17 protein-coding genes are annotated in these 15445 nt (G+C 69.5%); 7 read left to right on the forward strand and 10 right to left on the reverse strand.

Annotated elements, in window-relative coordinates; all coding sequences use genetic code 11:
- Positions 1 to 14: 14 nt before the first annotated feature.
- The gene (locus OHA25_RS53885) at positions 15 to 749 is read right to left on the reverse strand and encodes an SIS domain-containing protein (protein ID WP_327584586.1); all 735 of its coding nucleotides are present in this window, start codon (positions 747 to 749) and stop codon (positions 15 to 17) included.
- Positions 750 to 1619, reverse strand: a complete 870-nt coding sequence (locus OHA25_RS53890; protein ID WP_327584587.1) for a MurR/RpiR family transcriptional regulator — start codon at positions 1617 to 1619, stop codon at positions 750 to 752.
- 79 nt (positions 1620 to 1698) lie between these two features.
- On the opposite strand from OHA25_RS53890, the gene OHA25_RS53895 reads away from it, so the two are divergent.
- Positions 1699 to 2787: an N-acetylglucosamine kinase gene (locus tag OHA25_RS53895; protein WP_327584588.1), complete on the forward strand. Its 1089-nt coding sequence runs from the start codon at positions 1699 to 1701 to the stop codon at positions 2785 to 2787.
- Here the strand turns inward: OHA25_RS53895 and OHA25_RS53900 are convergent.
- The 4 genes from OHA25_RS53900 to OHA25_RS53915 form a co-directional block, all read right to left on the reverse strand.
- Complete coding sequence (locus tag OHA25_RS53900) at positions 2784 to 3692, reverse strand: hypothetical protein (protein WP_327584589.1); 909 nt, start codon at positions 3690 to 3692, stop codon at positions 2784 to 2786. The two genes, OHA25_RS53895 and OHA25_RS53900, sit on opposite strands and share 4 nt — an antisense overlap.
- On the reverse strand, positions 3689 to 4222 hold the full coding sequence (locus tag OHA25_RS53905) for an RNA polymerase sigma factor (protein WP_327584590.1): 534 nt from the start codon (positions 4220 to 4222) through the stop codon (positions 3689 to 3691). Before OHA25_RS53905 ends, OHA25_RS53900 begins: the two co-directional genes overlap by 4 nt.
- Before the next feature lie 87 nt (positions 4223 to 4309).
- Complete coding sequence (locus OHA25_RS53910) at positions 4310 to 4447, reverse strand: hypothetical protein (protein ID WP_327584591.1); 138 nt, start codon at positions 4445 to 4447, stop codon at positions 4310 to 4312.
- A gap of 665 nt (positions 4448 to 5112) precedes the next feature.
- Positions 5113 to 6234 carry an ROK family protein gene (locus tag OHA25_RS53915; RefSeq protein ID WP_327584592.1) on the reverse strand — a complete coding sequence of 374 codons (1122 nt, stop codon included), beginning with the start codon at positions 6232 to 6234 and terminating at the stop codon, positions 5113 to 5115.
- A 287-nt stretch (positions 6235 to 6521) separates the two neighbouring features.
- On the opposite strand from OHA25_RS53915, the gene OHA25_RS53920 reads away from it, so the two are divergent.
- A complete protein-coding gene (locus OHA25_RS53920) occupies positions 6522 to 8090 on the forward strand; it encodes a cellulase family glycosylhydrolase (protein ID WP_327584593.1) in 1569 nt (522 codons plus the stop codon).
- A gap of 303 nt (positions 8091 to 8393) precedes the next feature.
- Here the strand turns inward: OHA25_RS53920 and OHA25_RS53925 are convergent, their stop codons facing one another.
- Positions 8394 to 9467: a thiolase C-terminal domain-containing protein gene (locus OHA25_RS53925; RefSeq protein ID WP_327584594.1), complete on the reverse strand. Its 1074-nt coding sequence runs from the start codon at positions 9465 to 9467 to the stop codon at positions 8394 to 8396.
- 138 nt (positions 9468 to 9605) lie between these two features.
- On the opposite strand from OHA25_RS53925, the gene OHA25_RS53930 reads away from it, so the two are divergent.
- Complete coding sequence (locus OHA25_RS53930; protein WP_327584595.1) at positions 9606 to 10454, forward strand: LysR family transcriptional regulator; 849 nt, start codon at positions 9606 to 9608, stop codon at positions 10452 to 10454.
- Positions 10455 to 10469: 15 nt separating this feature from the next.
- On the forward strand, positions 10470 to 11117 hold the full coding sequence (locus tag OHA25_RS53935) for a MerR family transcriptional regulator (protein ID WP_327584596.1): 648 nt from the start codon (positions 10470 to 10472) through the stop codon (positions 11115 to 11117).
- Here OHA25_RS53935 and OHA25_RS53940 read toward each other — a convergent pair.
- The gene (locus OHA25_RS53940; RefSeq protein WP_327584597.1) at positions 11094 to 11981 is read right to left on the reverse strand and encodes a hypothetical protein; all 888 of its coding nucleotides are present in this window, start codon (positions 11979 to 11981) and stop codon (positions 11094 to 11096) included. The two genes, OHA25_RS53935 and OHA25_RS53940, sit on opposite strands and share 24 nt — an antisense overlap.
- A gap of 74 nt (positions 11982 to 12055) precedes the next feature.
- On the opposite strand from OHA25_RS53940, the gene OHA25_RS53945 reads away from it, so the two are divergent.
- Positions 12056 to 12469: a TIGR03668 family PPOX class F420-dependent oxidoreductase gene (locus OHA25_RS53945; RefSeq protein ID WP_327584598.1), complete on the forward strand. Its 414-nt coding sequence runs from the start codon at positions 12056 to 12058 to the stop codon at positions 12467 to 12469.
- On the opposite strand, the gene OHA25_RS53950 is transcribed toward OHA25_RS53945, so the two are convergent.
- Positions 12459 to 13133, reverse strand: coding sequence for a ThuA domain-containing protein (locus OHA25_RS53950; protein WP_327584599.1), 675 nt, complete (start codon positions 13131 to 13133; stop codon positions 12459 to 12461). The two genes, OHA25_RS53945 and OHA25_RS53950, sit on opposite strands and share 11 nt — an antisense overlap.
- A gap of 60 nt (positions 13134 to 13193) precedes the next feature.
- Here OHA25_RS53950 and OHA25_RS53955 point away from each other — a divergent pair, with 60 nt between their 5' ends.
- Together OHA25_RS53955 and OHA25_RS53960 are read left to right on the forward strand one after the other, a co-directional pair.
- Positions 13194 to 14051 carry an RNA polymerase sigma-70 factor gene (locus OHA25_RS53955; protein WP_327584600.1) on the forward strand — a complete coding sequence of 286 codons (858 nt, stop codon included), beginning with the start codon at positions 13194 to 13196 and terminating at the stop codon, positions 14049 to 14051.
- A 25-nt stretch (positions 14052 to 14076) separates the two neighbouring features.
- Positions 14077 to 14838: an SDR family oxidoreductase gene (locus OHA25_RS53960; RefSeq protein WP_327584601.1), complete on the forward strand. Its 762-nt coding sequence runs from the start codon at positions 14077 to 14079 to the stop codon at positions 14836 to 14838.
- On the opposite strand, the gene OHA25_RS53965 is transcribed toward OHA25_RS53960, so the two are convergent.
- Positions 14828 to 15400, reverse strand: coding sequence for a TetR/AcrR family transcriptional regulator (locus tag OHA25_RS53965; RefSeq protein WP_327584602.1), 573 nt, complete (start codon positions 15398 to 15400; stop codon positions 14828 to 14830). The genes OHA25_RS53960 and OHA25_RS53965 overlap by 11 nt on opposite strands.
- Between the last annotated feature and the right edge of the window lie 45 nt (positions 15401 to 15445).

Below are 15445 nucleotides of genomic sequence, written 5' to 3' on the forward strand. Positions count from 1 at the left end.
CTACTCCTGACTTTTCATGATCCACGTCTGATTCGACCTGCGTAGCGGCTCTCGAGGGCCCTGTTGTGCTCGTCACCGCCCGTCACGTTCGCCGACAGGTAGATGGGAGGTGTCTCCCCCATCGCCACCAGCTCGTCCACCGCCTCGGTGACCACCATCTGCGCCAGCAACGCGGACGTGATCGTGGACACGGCACCATAACTGCCGCCGCCGGGCAGGTCGAGGATGGCGTCCCCGTACGGCGCGCCGTTGTCCAGCACGACGTCGGCCAGGTCGAGCAGCTTGCCGCCCGACGGGTGGCGCGAGGTCATCCGGCTGCTGTGCCTGACCGAGGTCAGCGCGATCAGCGGGTGGCCGCGGTCCTTGACGATCGTGGCCAGCTCGACGACCGTGCCGTTCACGCCGGAGCTGGAGATCAGCACGAACACGTCCTGCGGCGCCACCGGCGCCAGGCCGTAGATCTCATGGGCGATGGCCGGGTCCCGCTCCAGCTCCGGGGTCAGCACGCTCGGCGGGCGGCCACCGTACAGGACGAGGTCCCTGGGTGTGAGGCGGTTGCTGGGCACGAGGCCGCCGGCCCGTCCGGCGATCTCCATGGCGATGGCCTCGGAATGCCCGGAACCGAAAGCGTTTACAACGCCCCCGGCCCGGATCGAGGCCACGATCAGCCCGGCCGCCTGCTTGACCGGCTCGGCCTGGCTCTCCGCGACCTGATGGGCCAGGTCGAGGACCTTGGATGCGTACGTCATTCAGCCTCTTTCCACCCTATGGCTCTCCACGGCGCTGATCGTGCGCTCGAACGCCTCGTTGGTGCGCTCGTAGGTGCGTTGCGCGACCGCCACATAGACGGCGTCCAGCACGAACAGCTGCGAATGGACGGCGGCCAGCCCGCCGAGCCGGAACGTGGTCTCCCTGCTGGCGGTGGTCAGCACCAGGTCGGCCAGGTCGGCCAGCGGGGAGCGGGCGAAGGAGGTGACCGCGACCGTCAGCGCGCCGTGGCTGCCCGCCTCGGCCAGCGCCTCCATGACCTCGCGGGTACGGCCCCGGTGGCTGATGCCGATGGCCACGTCGCCCTGCTTGAGCAGCGCCGCCTCCGACAAGGCCACGTGCGCGTCGCCCGCGCTCCAGCCCGGGATGCCGATGCGGCGTAACCTGCCTTCGAACATGGTGGCCACGTTCCCGCTGGTGGAGACGCCAACCAGGAGCACCCGAGGGGCCGCCACGATGGCGTCGGCCACCCGGGCCACCAGGTCGAGGTCGAGCCCCGCGGCAGTGTCCTGGATGAGCCGGGCATCGGCGGCGGCCATGACCTCCACGGCCTTGTCGAGCGGGTCCTCCGGACCGATCTCGTGGCCGACGCCCGCGCCCCAGCCCGCCTGGGCGGCCCGGCCCGTCTCGGTGGCGAGCGCGACGCGCAACTCGGCGTAGCCGGAGAAGCCGAACGCCCGGCAGAACCTGGTCACGGTGGCGGGCGAGCTGCCCGCCCGCTCGGCCAGCGCGATGATGGTCGAGCGCGCGGCCTCGGCCGGGTCATCGAGAATCACCTCGCCGACCCTGCGCAACGCCTCCGGCAAACCGGGTAGTTCCGTTTCGACGCGCCCGAGCGCTCCTGAAGTCACGAATATTCCTTCCGAACACCCGGTCTTCTGGCGAAAATTATTCTTGCTTCTCGGTCACGTCAACCCCCAGACTCAGACCGTGACGCAATCGCTAGTGGTCGGCGTCGATGCCGGGGCCACGTCCACGCGGGTCTCCGTCCACGCGCTCGACGGGAGCCGGGTGGGATACGCGCGAGCCGGCGCGGGCAATCCCACTGCTCACGGGCTGGACAAGGCGGTGGCGGCGATCACGGACGCGCTGGGGGCGGCCCTCGGGCCGCACGACGGCGGCCGGGTGGTCGCCTCCCTGGCCGGGGTCGCCGGGCAGGTGGCCGAAATGGTGCCCGCACTGGCGAAGGTCTGGGCCGATCACGGGATCGCCAAGGGGCCGCGGTTCATGGGCGACGTGCCGATCGCCTACGCGGCGGGGTCCGCCGAGCCCGACGGCTCACTGCTGCTCTCCGGCACGGGCGCGGTCGCGGCCAGGATCAAGGGCTACCAGCTCGACGTGATCGCCGACGGGCTAGGGTGGCTCCTGGGGGACGCGGGATCCGGTTTCTGGATCGGGCGTGCGGCGGCCAAGGCGGTCGTGGACGCCTTCGACCGAGGGCTCCCCGTCGAAGCCATCGACACAGCCGGGACAAACGCCCAGGCCATCGACACCGCCAGGACAGACGTTCAGGCCATCGACACAGCCGCGACGGAGGTGCCGTACGGACCTTCGGACGCGGCGAGGGCTCCCGGTCCCGTCGGCGGCCTGCTGACGGCCCTGGTCGCCCGGCACTTCCTCGGCGACGAGCGGCCGGCCACACCGCGCGGCGTGGCGGACCGCATCGTCCGGCTGGCACAAGCCGACCACATGCGCCTGGCCGCTTTGTCCTCACTTGTCAACCAGGCCGCAGCGGCAGGCGACCCCGTCGCGCTCAAGATCACAGAGGAGGCCGCCGAGCGCCTGGTCGCCACGCTCAGGCGGGTGCACGTGTCCGGCCCGGTGGTGCTCGCCGGGAGCGTGCTCACCAGCGAAGGCCCGGTGCGGCAGGCTGTAACGGAGCTGCTAGCCGGCGAGACGGTCACGACGGCACGCGACGCGGCGGGCGCGGCGGCCTGGCTGGCGGCCCGCGCCCTGCTGCCGGAGGCCGACGCGAAGGCCCGGCACACCGCCTTCACCGCCCCGCCGGTGGCCGCTTAGTCGTCCATGTGCGCGGGCTTGGGACCGCCGTAGATGGGGTTCTTAGGCAGGCGGTCCTTGGTCACCAGCAGGCGGACGACGTCTGCCTGCGCGGCGTACGCCTCCCAGACGATCCAGTCGTCGCCGACCTCGGCCGCCCGCCAGCCTTCCGGCTCCAGCCCGTAACCCCCGCTGCGAGGATCCGGGCGCACGATCTGGAAGACCGCTTCCAGGCCACGTCGGCGCAGCTCAGTACGGACCTCGCCGACGGTCTTCTCGTCCGCCCGAAAGCCCTCCAACATTTCGCCCCGGCCCGTGGCCGGAAGGAGGTTGCGGTACCTCTCGCCGGGCTCGGCCGTGCGACCCAGCTGGATCCGGGCCCAGCCTGACCAGTCGCGGGGAACGCTGACGGTCATCGCGCAGCCGTCTTGTCCGAGCGTGCAGCCTTCCGGCGCTCGGCCGGTGTCGAAGGAGAAGGACAGGCCGTTGCTCGCGAGCGGCCCGCTCATGCTCATCCCCGCGATCTTGCCTACCCGGCTCGGGGAGGCGGGCACCACCTCGAGGTTCACGTTCAGGCCGACCGCCTTGAATCCCTCCGTGTACTTCGCGTGGTCGGCGAACGGGTCCTTGATCGTGGCGACGTACGTGTCACCGCGTAGCTCGATGTCGATGGCCGAGTTGGCGTACGAGGTGGCCGGGCCGCGCTCGCCGAGAACGGTCGGTCCGACCACGGCCGCCGCCGCGAGCCCTCCCAGCGCTACGGCTCCGACGACGAGACGGCGCAGGCGCCGAGTCCTATGCCGGGCGTGCTCCGGCACCGGCTCCTCGGCGAGGATCGCGGCGAGGAGCGCCCGGGCCCCCGCGCTGGACGCCTGCCCCGCGAGATCCTCGTCGTGGACCCTGGCGAGTCGCTTCAGCTCGTTCATGCGGACTCCATGACCACGTGGTTGACGGAGACACCGGCCAGGGCCAGCGCCTTGGACAAACGCTTGCGCGCGCGGTGCAGCCGGATGCGTACGGCGTTGCGTGAGCAGCCGAGCACCGAGGCGATCTGGGCCCGGTCCAGGCCCTCCCACGCCACCAGCGAGATCAGCTCCCGGTCGTCCTCGGACAGCTCGCGTAACGCCCGCGTGATCGTGCTCAGCTCGATGTCGCTCTCGGGTGAGCGGGCGTAGAGGTCGGCGATGTCGGCGTCGAGCGCCACGTGCCGAGCCTGCCGCCGGTGCTGGCCACGACGGTGGTTGGCCAGCACGTTCCTGGCGATCCCGTACAGCCAGAGCCTGGCCTCGCCGCCGCTCGGCAGCGCGTCGACGCGGCGCCAGGCGATGGCGAACGTCTCGGCGACCACGTCGGCCGCGTCCTCGGGGGAGTCGCAGCGGCGCATGGCGTACCCGAGTATGTGCTCGTATGTCTGCGTGTATACGGCCTCGAACCGGTCTTTCCGGTCGTCATCCACGGGCGGTCCCCATGGTCGGCCTCCTTGGTATCAGGGGTAGGGCACCCCGTACATGTCCGAGGCATCTTCAGCATTTCCGCTGATTTTTCAGCTCTTGAGCGCCCCGGCCGTCATCCCCGTGCCCACGCGGCGCTGCAGGAACAGGAAGAGCAGCAACGCGGGCAGCGTCCGCTTGTTCTGATCCTTGATGATCAGCACGTTCACGAACGCCCGCTTCCCCGCCACCGCAGCGCTCGCTGAGGCAGTTCAACAGCTTCTCGCCTAACGATGGACAGGAATCACGACGGGGAACCATGAAGACTGATGCAGCACCCTTTCGGCGCGCAACTTGAGCAGTCGTCAGCGGTCCAGGTTCGCCGTATGGCCACCGCTCTCCTACAGCGGTGCCTCGATAGAAGCCGCCACGCCGTTTCGGATGCTCTCGCCCAACAGTCCCGCGACCAACAGCGCCGTTCCCGCGACGATATGCGCGTCAGCTGTCGAGGGGATCGCCGCTGCGGCGTTTCATCGTTGGGCCTTGCCACTTGACGACCGGACAGCCCGGGATGGTCCCCGCGCGTAGGCACGAGTCCGGACCTACCACTGCCGAACACGCAACCCTGGCTGCCGTCGTGGACTGTGGTACGCATCATCGGAACTGCTCCGATCGGTCGGCGGCGCGAGATCTCGCTTACGTACAAGACTTAATTAAGTCAACATTGCGGGCTAAAGTCGATCGCCTCGTCGGAGAAGCTCCGTTCGTGCGTGGGTTGACCCGGCCGATCTCTTCGGGCCGGGTCAACCACTCAGCTGCGCCTGAAAACGCTGCCCAGATTGTGCGCGAGGCCCCGGCTGCACTTTCGTAGACGTTCGAACAAAGGAGATGCGTTCGTCCGAGCCTCCGGGCGACGTCACACGGCGGTTGCGTCCGCCGCCTCGCCCTCGGGGGACAGTGGTTCGGCGCTGTCCGTCGGACGGCCGTGGCCGAGGATCAATTCGCTCTGCAGGACGAGGACCGCCCCACCGACCGCCGCAGCGTCCGACCCGCTGACCGATGGCACGACCCGCACCCGGTGAGCCCGCCGCGCGAAGGTACGGCGGTCCACCTCCTCCTGGATCACCGACTGGTAGATAGAACCGGCGACCGCGAAACTCGGCCCGGCGAGGACGACCGTGTCGAGGTCGAACAGGGTGGCCATGGTGACCGCGGCACAACCCAGATATCGGGCCGACCGTTCGACCAAGCCTCGGGCGGCCGGGTCGCCTGCGTTCGCCGCGGCCGCGAGCCGCGCGAAGTCGGTGAGGAAGTCGTCTCCGGTCGGATCGAGCGCCAGCCTCTGGCCAAGCCCGGGCGTCGTCAGCGCCTGCCTGACCAACGCGGCCGGGCCAGCGTAGTTCTCCAGGCAACCGCGGTTGCCACAAGGACATTCGTCCCCGTTGACGTCGATGGAGATGTGGCCGATCTCCACGCTGTTCGAAGAGCTGCCGCGATATACCTCGCCTGCGATCACCACGCCACCGCCGATCCCAGTGGCCATGTAGATGCAGCCGTAGGTGCTGCGTGGCTCTACCGCCCCCATCCAGTACTCACCGATCGCGGCCGCCGCCGCGTCGTTGTCCAACAGGACCGGCAGACCGAGGCTCTCGGCGAGACGGTCCGCGATGGGGTAGCCGAACCACTCCTCGGTGGGCTGCGGGGTCAGCAACACACCAGTCCGCCGATCCTGCGGCCCATAGCTGACCAAGCCAACTCCCAGCACCTTGTCACGATCGACGGCCGCCGTGTCGAGCAGCGCGTTTACCTGCGTAGCCACCGACGGCAGACAGCGCTCCGGCGGCATCGACGACACTCCGCTGAACGACATCCTCGCGATCTGCCGACCGGCTAGATCGACCACAACGATCACGCACGTATTGCGTTCCAGTTGCACCCCGACGCTGTAGCGGGCTGAAGGATTGAGCTGGACGAGCATCGGTCGCTTGCCACCCGTCGACGCCCCCAGCCCCGCCTCGACGACCAGACCGTCGACCATGAGCTCACGCACGACCTCGGAGATCGTCGGTGCCGTCAAACCGGTCGCCCCCACGAGCTCCACCCGGCTGATCGCCCGTGCCGCCCGGATCAAGTCGAGCACCATTCCGCGGGTCTTCGTCCGAGTTGCCCAGATGGGGCTCGTCACCGTGCCACCTCCCACACCTGATGTACGAAAGCTACCTTATTTTCACCCACCGCTGGGACGAGCAGCTCCACCTCCAAGCCCTTGAGCTGGGGTCCTATCCCGACCTCTAGGCGCCGTTCTTCGTGGATATACCTTCGCAATTGACTTTCATAACTTTGCTAATTAAGCATGCTGGAGCAGCTGTCCGCATCTATCTCGAACAGAGGGATCAGATGAAACATCGTCATGCGCTGCTCACGTTCGGCGCCGTCGGAGTCCTGGCATTAGGCAGCATGGCAGCGACCACGCTCCCCTCGTCGGCTGCCACCACTGGCTGCTCCGTCACGTACACCGTCCAGAGCCAGTGGCCCAGCGGATTCACCGCCAACGTGGCCATCACCAACCTCGGCTCCGCCGCCACGGGGTGGACCCTAACGTTCGACTTCCCCAACGCCGACCAGAAGATCACCCAAGGCTGGAGCGCCACCTGGACGCAGTCCGGTGCTCACGTATCCGCCGCCAGCCTGAATTGGAACGGGTCACTGGACACCGGCGCGTCCACTTCCATCGGCTTCGCCGGAGCATGGAAGGGCGCCAACCCGGTACCCACCTCGTTCGCGCTCAACGGCACAATCTGCACCGGCTCGGTGACCACGCCGACCCCCACCACAACCACCAGTCCCTCCCCCAGCCCCAGTGGTCCAGCACCACGCCTGCGAGTGTCCGGCAACAAGATCGTCACGTCGGACGGCAAGCCTTACCGTCTGCTCGGCGTGGACCGCTCAAGCGGCGAATACGCCTGCGTGCAAGGCAAAGGCCAATGGGACGCCGGCCCGGTCGACCAAGCCTCGGTCGATGCCATGAAGAGCTGGAACATCCACGCCGTGCGCCTGCCGTTGAACGAAGAATGCTGGCTCGGCGTCAACGGCTCGCCCAGCGGCGCCACCTACCAGCAGGGCGTGAAGGCCTACGTCAACCTGCTGGTCGCCAATGGCATCACCCCGATCCTCGACCTGCACTGGACCTCGGGCGCCTACAGCAACGGGCCGGACTGGCACTGCAAGGACGCCACCGCGACGTGCCAGAAGCCGATGCCGGACGCGCAGTACGCCCCCCAGTTCTGGACCGGCGTCGCGAACACCTTCAAAGGCAACGACTCTGTCGTCTTCGATCTGTTCAACGAGCCGTACCCGGAGATCGGCAGCGACTGGAACAAGACTTTGGGCTGGCAGTGCCTGCGCGACGGCGGCACCTGCGCCGGCATTCCCTATGAGGTGGCCGGCATGCAGGACCTGGTCGACGCGGTCCGGGCAACCGGCGCGACCAACGTCCTCATGGTGGGCGGCCTGGAGTGGGCTAACGACATGCGGGAGTGGCTGGCATACAAGCCGAACGACCCGCTGAACAACATCGCCGCGTCCTGGCACGCGTACAGCTTCAACGCCTGCGCCACCGCGTCCTGCTGGGACACCCAAATCGCCCCGCTCGCCCAGCAGGTACCTGTAGTGCTCGGCGAGTTCGGCCAGGACAACTGCGGCTACGACTACATGGACACGCTGATGGACTGGGCCACCGCACACGGCCTGTCCCACCTGGCATGGACCTGGAACCCGTGGGGCTGCAGCACCGGCGCCGTCCTTATCAAGGACTGGAACGGTACCCCCGAACCCGGCGTCGGCGAAGGCTACAAGGCCCACTTGCTCACCCAAAACCCCTACACAACCCCGTAACCAACCCGCCCCAGGCAGCTGCCCAAAGCCGCGTACGACGCCGCCTCGACCGGATGTCCAATGCCAGGGCTGTCGAAATGCTGTGAGCAGAACACGAATCTGTGGTGGCCACCGCACAGCACCACCGATCCGGCGAAGCCCACAGCTTTCCCCTGATCGCCTACCGTTCGTGGGCTCGCCGCGGGCCCTCAGCCATGCGCATCTGGATCCCCGAGGCGTCCTGACCTCGCGAATTCGCCAGGGAGGCGTTCTGCCGCTGCCCGATCATGGACTGTGAATGCGCGCCAGGTTTCGAGGGCCGGTTCACCTCGTCAGCAGTGCCGCGCTCCCGAAACTGCCGCCGAACCCCGTCACCAGGGCCACCTCGTGCTCCCCCGTCCGCAGCTCCCGCACGGCCTGGGCCACGTTGTTCAGGCCGTGCACGTAGCCCTCCGAGAGCAGGCCGCCGTGCGGGTTGACCCACGCGTGGCGGCGCTCCAGCAGGTACGCCCCCAGGTCCGCGCGCTCGACCAGCCCGAAGTCCTCCAACTGCCGGGGCACCAGCCAGGAGTAGGCGTCGTACGGCAACGCCACCTCCACGTCGGACGGCCGCATGCCGGACGCCTCCCAGAGCATGGGCGCCACGTAGGCGGAGAAGATCGCGCTCACGTCGGGTGAGCGGTCCATGGAGGAGCAGCCGGGCCCTCCGGCCCGTACCACCGCCTGGACGCGCGGCCCGTCGAGCACGCCGCTGACGACGAGCGCGCAGGCCCCGTCGGTCTCCTGGCAGCAGTCGACGGTGCGCAGCGGGGTGCACACGTACGGCCTGGCGAGATAGTCGGCGAGTTCCAGTGGCTCGCGGCGCAGCGCCCGGGGGTTGGTCTTGGCGTTGTCCCTGGACTGGGCGACGACGGCGTGCAGGTGTTCCTCGGTCAGTCCCGTGTCGTGCAGATAGCGGGTCGCGGCCAGGGCGAACAGCGGGATCGGACCCGCCAGGCCGTACGTGAAACGTTCCTGGGGGCCGGTGGAGACGGTGTTCATGCGTTTGCCCGAGCGGCCGTTGAGCGCCCGAAATATCAAGATATTTCGGGCCAAGCCGGCGTGCACGAGCATCGCCGCGTCGCCCAGGATCGACGCCGCCTGCGTGCCGCCGCCGGCGATGTCGTTGTGCCAGCCAAGGTGCTCGATCCCCAGGGCCCTGGCGACCTGCACGACGGGCGCGGAGTCGTTCATGTGGTAACTGAGCATCGTGTCCACATCGCGCGGGCCGATGCCGGCGTCGGCGCAGGCCGCCCGGCATGCCTCGACCGCGAGCTCCAGCTCCGTGCGCCCGGATTGCCTGCTCAGCGCCGTCATCCCGATCCCGGCCACGGCCGCCCGGCCGGCGAAGGGCTGCATGCTCGCCACGCTAACACAGCCAAGCGCTTGTTAGGTTGGCGGGCCGGGGTGACAATGTGTCTTCACGAGAACTGCCTGGGCTTGTAATACGGAGGTGCGATCTACCGATAGCCGATCATCATCACCCCGAGGTGAGCGATGGATTTACGCTACGTCAGATACGCCATGGCGATCGCACGGGCCGGCAGCCTGCGCCGGGCCGCCGCCGCGCTGCACATCGCCCAGCCCACGCTGTCCGAGCAGCTGAAGGCGCTGGAGAAGGAGATCGGGGTCGAGCTGTTCAGCCGCTCGTCCAGCGGGGTGCAGCTCACCGAGGCAGGTGAGGCGTTCCTGGCCCAGGCCACCGTCGCCGTAGACGCCTTCGAGCGGGCCGTGGCCGCGGCGAGGAGCAAGGGCGCCACCTCGCGCCTGGGCGTGGCGGACGGGCTGGCGGATGTGGCCGCCCGGTTGCTCTCCCAGCTGCAGAACCTGCGGCTGCGGGTGGTCCCCATGGGTACGGCCGAGCAGATCGTCTCCATTGTGGACGGCACCCTGCAGGCCGGGCTGGGTTACGCGCCCGGCTCGCTGCCGAGGGGCGTGGCCAGGATGCTCATTCACCGGTTCCCCGTACGGGCGCTGGTCCACCGCGATCATCCCTTGGCGGCCTCCGAGACGGTGTCACTGGCGGAGCTGACCGCGGAGCCGCTGGTCATGCCGGAGTCCGACGCGGTGGCGGGCGCCCGCCGCTTCCTGGAGGGCTTCGTCCGCCACCGGCTCCACCCCCGGCTCGGTCCGGCGGCGGCCACGCACGACCTGGCGATCACCATGGTGGAGCGGGGCGCGGGCTACACGCTCAGCGTGCACGAGGGCACGCCGGTGCCGGAGGCCCTGGCCTTCGTCCCCATCAAGGAAGACGTCCCTCCGATCGAGGTAGTCTTCCTCTGGAACCGCCAGGCCGACGTGCCGGAGCTGGTCAGCGCCGCCCGCCACGTCGTCCGCTCTGGATAGCGCTATTATCTAGCGATGCGCATCTCCGAACTCAGCGCCCGGTCCGGGGTGGCCCTCCCGACGATCAAGTACTACCTACGCGAGAACCTGCTGCACCAGGGCGAGCAGATAGCCGCGACCCGGGCCGAGTACGACGAGTCGCATCTCCGCAGGCTCCGCCTGATCCGGGCGCTGCTGGAGGTGGGCAAGCTCCCGGTGGCCTCGATCAAGCAGATCATCGCCGCCGTCGACGACGAGTCGCTGCCCATGCACGAGATGCTCGGCACCGCGCACTACGCGCTCGGGCCCACCGTCGAGCCGGAGCCAGGCGAGGAATGGCAGGCCGCCCGCGCCCAGGTCGACCGCCTTGTCGCGGACCTGGGCTGGAGCGTGCATCCCGAGGCCCCGACCCGGGACGAGCTCGCCCAGACGCTGATCAGGATGCGCCAGCTCGGCGTGCCCGTCGACCTGGGTCCGTATGTGGAGGCGGCGCAGAAGCTGGTGTCCGAGGTGGAGATGGACACCATCCCGTTCCAGGGGCCGCGCGACGCCGCCGTGGAGGCCATGGTGCTGGGCTCGGTCCTGTACGGCAAGGCGTTCGACGCGCTGCGCCGCATGGCCCAGGAGTCGGAGTCCGCCCGCCGCCTCACTGACGCCGCGCTAAACGACGCCGTTCGCCCGTAGGACCTGGACGGCGTGCACGGTGATCGCCCCACGCCAGTCGAGCGACCCGGCAGGCGAGATGCGCGCGTAGTCCACGGTCCATCCGCCGTCGTCCTGCTGGCCGCCGGCCAGCCGCATGAGGTCGGCCGCGATCACCTCGGCATCGAACAGGTCGCGGACCGGCCGGCCGGGCAGCGGTGCGAAGTCCAGCGGCCGCAGCGCCTCGTTCGCGGTGCCGCCCTCGACCGGCACCCGCCCGTCGTCCGGGATGTAGGCGCCGAGCCGCTTGAGCTGGTCGGCGGCTCGCGGCTGGGTGTCGTACACGGCGTCGAGGAAATGTACGGCGAACGACAAGATGTACGCGTGCGGCCGCTCCCTCAGTTCCTGGATGGCGTCGAGGCAGTACCGCGTGGCCTTCTCCAGCCAGGGGTGCGTGGCGACGGCGGGATCGCAGGCGGCGACGCGGTGGGCGGCGGCCGCGGACACGGCGGTGATCTGCAGTGACGAGGCAGCCGTGTCGGCGCCGGCCCACCAGGGGGCGGTGCCGTGGGAGACGGTGACCGGCAAGGCGAACGGCAGGCCGCCGTCGGGCAGCGAGATCGCGTCCAGATAGCCGCACAGCTCGGCGGCCCGCGGGGACGTCTCCGGCGCGATGTCCTGGAACACCTCGAAGGCGTGCAGGGCCGCGCCTGGCTGGCTCTCGGGGGAACGTAGGTCGGGCTCAAGGCCCCAGCCGTATCCCCCGTCGGGATTGCGGTAGGCCTCCAGGGCCGCCAGCACGCCTGCCGCGTCACCGTCGCCCATGATCAGGTCGTAGCGGCGGCGGTCGAGCACGCGGGCGTGGGTGGCCAGGAAGCCGGGGATCGCCGAAAGGTTCACGTTCATGGGGCAATCGTGCCCGGGGCGCTCGCATGCAGTCTTGTAGGTTCCGGACATCCTGGCCCGGACATACTGACGGGGTGGACGACGGCATGGCCCGCACGAGATTCGCCCACGCACGTGTGGCCCGGCTCGGCACCGCGGGCGGCGGCGGGGCGCCACACCTGGCGCCGATCGTGTTCGCCGTGGTCGCCGAGACGGTCGTCACCGCCGTCGACCACAAGCCCAAGACCACCACGAACCTCCGCAGGCTTCGCAACATTCGGGAGAATCCCCAGGTCAGCCTGCTGGTCGACCACTATGAGGACGATTGGGCGCAGTTGTGGTGGGTGCGGGCCGACGGCCTGGCCCGCATCGTGGAGGGCGGGACCGAGCGTGAGGCGGCACTCGACGCGCTGGCGGCCAAATACCCCCAGTATCGCGAGCGCCGCCCCGCAGGCCCGGTGATCGTCGTGACCGTGACCCGCTGGACCGGGTGGTCGGCTATTCCCTGATCGTGACCGGCCGCTTCAGCAGCCAGAGCGCTGCGCGCTGGAGCAGCGTCCGGTGGACCTCGTTGTCGTACGACCTGGTGTCGTGGCCGAGCGCGTCGTAGAACACCCGGCCCCGCCGGACCGGCCGGGCCCAGATCAGCGGCTGGCCGTTGGACGAGGCCAGCGGCTCCACGTCCGGCAGGATGTCGAGGTCGCTGTAGACCTCGTCCACCACGTCGAAGTCCCGCAGGCCGTCCACCACCGGGTGCTTGCCGTGCACGCGCACGCTCGTCCACCCCAGCGGTGGGTGGTGGGACTTGGGCCAGGTCCAGCAGCCGCCCAGCACCCGTGGCCAACCCTGCCAATCGTCGAAGCAGATCGACGCCGAGTGCATGCACAACAGGCCGCCACCTCGGTCCAGGTGGTCGAGGAGTGTCGTGCGGGCCTCGGCCGGTAAGCCGAAGCGCCACTCGGCACGCAGGTCGACGAACCGGTCCTGGGTCATCTGCCAGCGCAGCGCGTTGACGGTGATGAGCTGGACCTCCGACGGTTCGCTGAGCGCGCCCGCGATGTCCTCGGTGATCTCGGACTCGACCCCCACTTCGGCGAGCACCTGCGCGAGTGCGTCCGATGTGGCGGCGAAGTCGTGGAACAGTCCTCCTGACAGGATCAGATTTCTCGCCACTTGCCCAGCTCATCATGGTTAACGCGGCATTTCCAGCCGTGAGCCCGTCACAGAGGAGGCATGATTCCTGCCGTGGACTTCGAGGAGTACCGCCCGCTGTTGCTCGGGCTCGCCTACCGCCTGCTCGGCAGCATGTGGGACGCCGAAGACGTCGTTCAGGAGGCGTGGCTGCGCTGGCAGGGCACCGATCAGAGTCAGATCAGGGAGCCGCGGGCCTTCCTGGTGACGGTGGTCTCGCGGCTGGCGCTCGACCAGTTGCGCTCGGCCAGGGTGAAGCGGGAGGCGTACACCGGGCCCTGGTTGCCCGAGCCGGTGCTGACCGCGGAGGCGGGGCCGCTGGACACGGCCGAGCTGCGCGACACCGTCTCGTACGCGACCCTGCACATGATGGAGCGGCTCGCGCCGCCGGAGCGGGCGGTGTTCGTGTTGCGGGAGGCGTTCGAGCTGCCGTACGAGCAGATCGCGGAGATCGTCGGCTCGTCGGTCGCCAACGCCAGGCAGATGCACCACCGGGCCGCCGCGCGGGTGACCGAGGGGCGCGACAAGTTCCAGCCGTCGTCGGAGGACCACGCCGAGCTGCTGCGGAAGTTCATGGACGCGGCGGCGGGCGGTGACCTGGACGCGCTCACCGAGCTGTTCCACGAGGACGTCGTGTCCTGGAACGACGGTGGCGGCAAGGTCAGGGCGGCGCTGCGGCCGATCGCCGGCAGGCAGAAGGTGCTGGCGTTCCTGGGCGGGCTGCTGTCGCGCTACGACTTCTCGGACACGCGGCTACTGGACGTCAACGGCCAGCAGGCGATCTGGACGAATGTCGCGGGCGACCGGCAGCTCACCATGATCGCTGTCCACGAGGGCCGGATCAAGGAGATCTACGTGGTGCGGAACCCGGACAAGCTCGGCCACGTGCACCTCGCCTGAGCGCGGTCGCTCTATAGTCGCCCCTATGGATCTCGGCATCTCGGGCAAGGTCGCCCTCGTCACCGGAGGCAGCGCGGGCATCGGACTGGCCGCGGCCAAGAGTCTGGCGCGGGAAGGGTGCGACGTGTGCGTCACCGCCCGCAACCCGGAGCGGCTCGCGGACGCGGTGGTGGAACTGCAGGAGTTCGGCAAGGTCGTGCACGCGATCCTGGCGGACGTGGAGGATCCGGCCGCCGCGCGGCGAGTCGTCGAGGAGACGCGTGGCGTGCTCGGCCCGGTGGACATCCTCGTCGCCAACGCGGGCGGCCCGCCGGCCGGGCGTTTCGACGAGACGACCCTGGCCGACTGGGACGTCGCCGTGCAGCGCAACCTGCTCGGCACGGTACGGCTGATCCACGCGGTGCTGCCCGAGATGCGCTCACGTGGCTGGGGCCGGATCGTGACGATCACCAGCCGGTCGGCCCGCGAGGCGCTGGACGGCCTGGCGCTGTCCAACGCCACCCGCTCGGCCGTGGCAGGGGTCGTGCGCACCCTGGCCAGGGAGGTCGCCGGCGACGGCGTGCTGGTCAACAACGTGATGCCGGGGCCCATCGACACCGAGCGGCTGCGCGAGCTGTCCGGGGGCGAGGAGGTGCTGGCCGAGCGGGGCAAGGCGGTGCCGGTCGGCCGCATCGGGCGCGCGGAGGAGGTGGGGGACGTGGTGGCGTTCCTGGCCAGCGAACGCGCCTCCTACGTGAACGGGATCTCGATGCTGGTGGACGGCGGCGAGAGCCGCGTCATCGCCTGACGAGGACGGCGACGACGCCGGCCGCCCAGGTCCGGGTGTCGTCGGGCAGGTCCACGAAGTGGGACAGGTTCGCCCGGTGGAAGCAGGCGCCCATCAGCATGGCGGCGGCGGCCTGCGCGTCCATGTCCGCGTCGATCCTGCCGCCGCGCTGCTCGGCCTTGATGATCTCGGCCAGGGCCAGGACCGGCAGGTGCGGGCCCGCGCCGGTCTTGGCCAGCATGGCCCTGAAGCCCGCCATGAGCGGGGGATCGGCCAGCGCGCCCGAGGCGATGCTCGCCGCCTTGGTGTAGAACTCCACGGCCGCGACCGCGAAGCCGGTGAGGCCGGCGGCCAGGTCGCCCTGGCCCACGCTGAGCCGCAACCGGGTCAGGGCGTGGGCGAGCGAGGGCTGCCGCTCCAGGAGCACCGCGAGGAGCAACGCTTCCTTGCCGGGGAAGTGCTTGTAGAGGAGGGCCTCGGAGCAGCCCGCCTGGCGCGCGATCCGCTTGGTCGTGGCGCCCACGATGCCGTGCTCGCGCAGGGCCTGCTCGGCGGCGTCGAGGATACGGTCGCGGGTGCTCATCCGGTCATGATACGAGCGCGTACTCTCCCACTTGGCGACGCATGA

Source organism: Nonomuraea sp. NBC_00507 (assembly GCF_036013525.1).
Lineage (GTDB): Bacteria > Actinomycetota > Actinomycetes > Streptosporangiales > Streptosporangiaceae > Nonomuraea.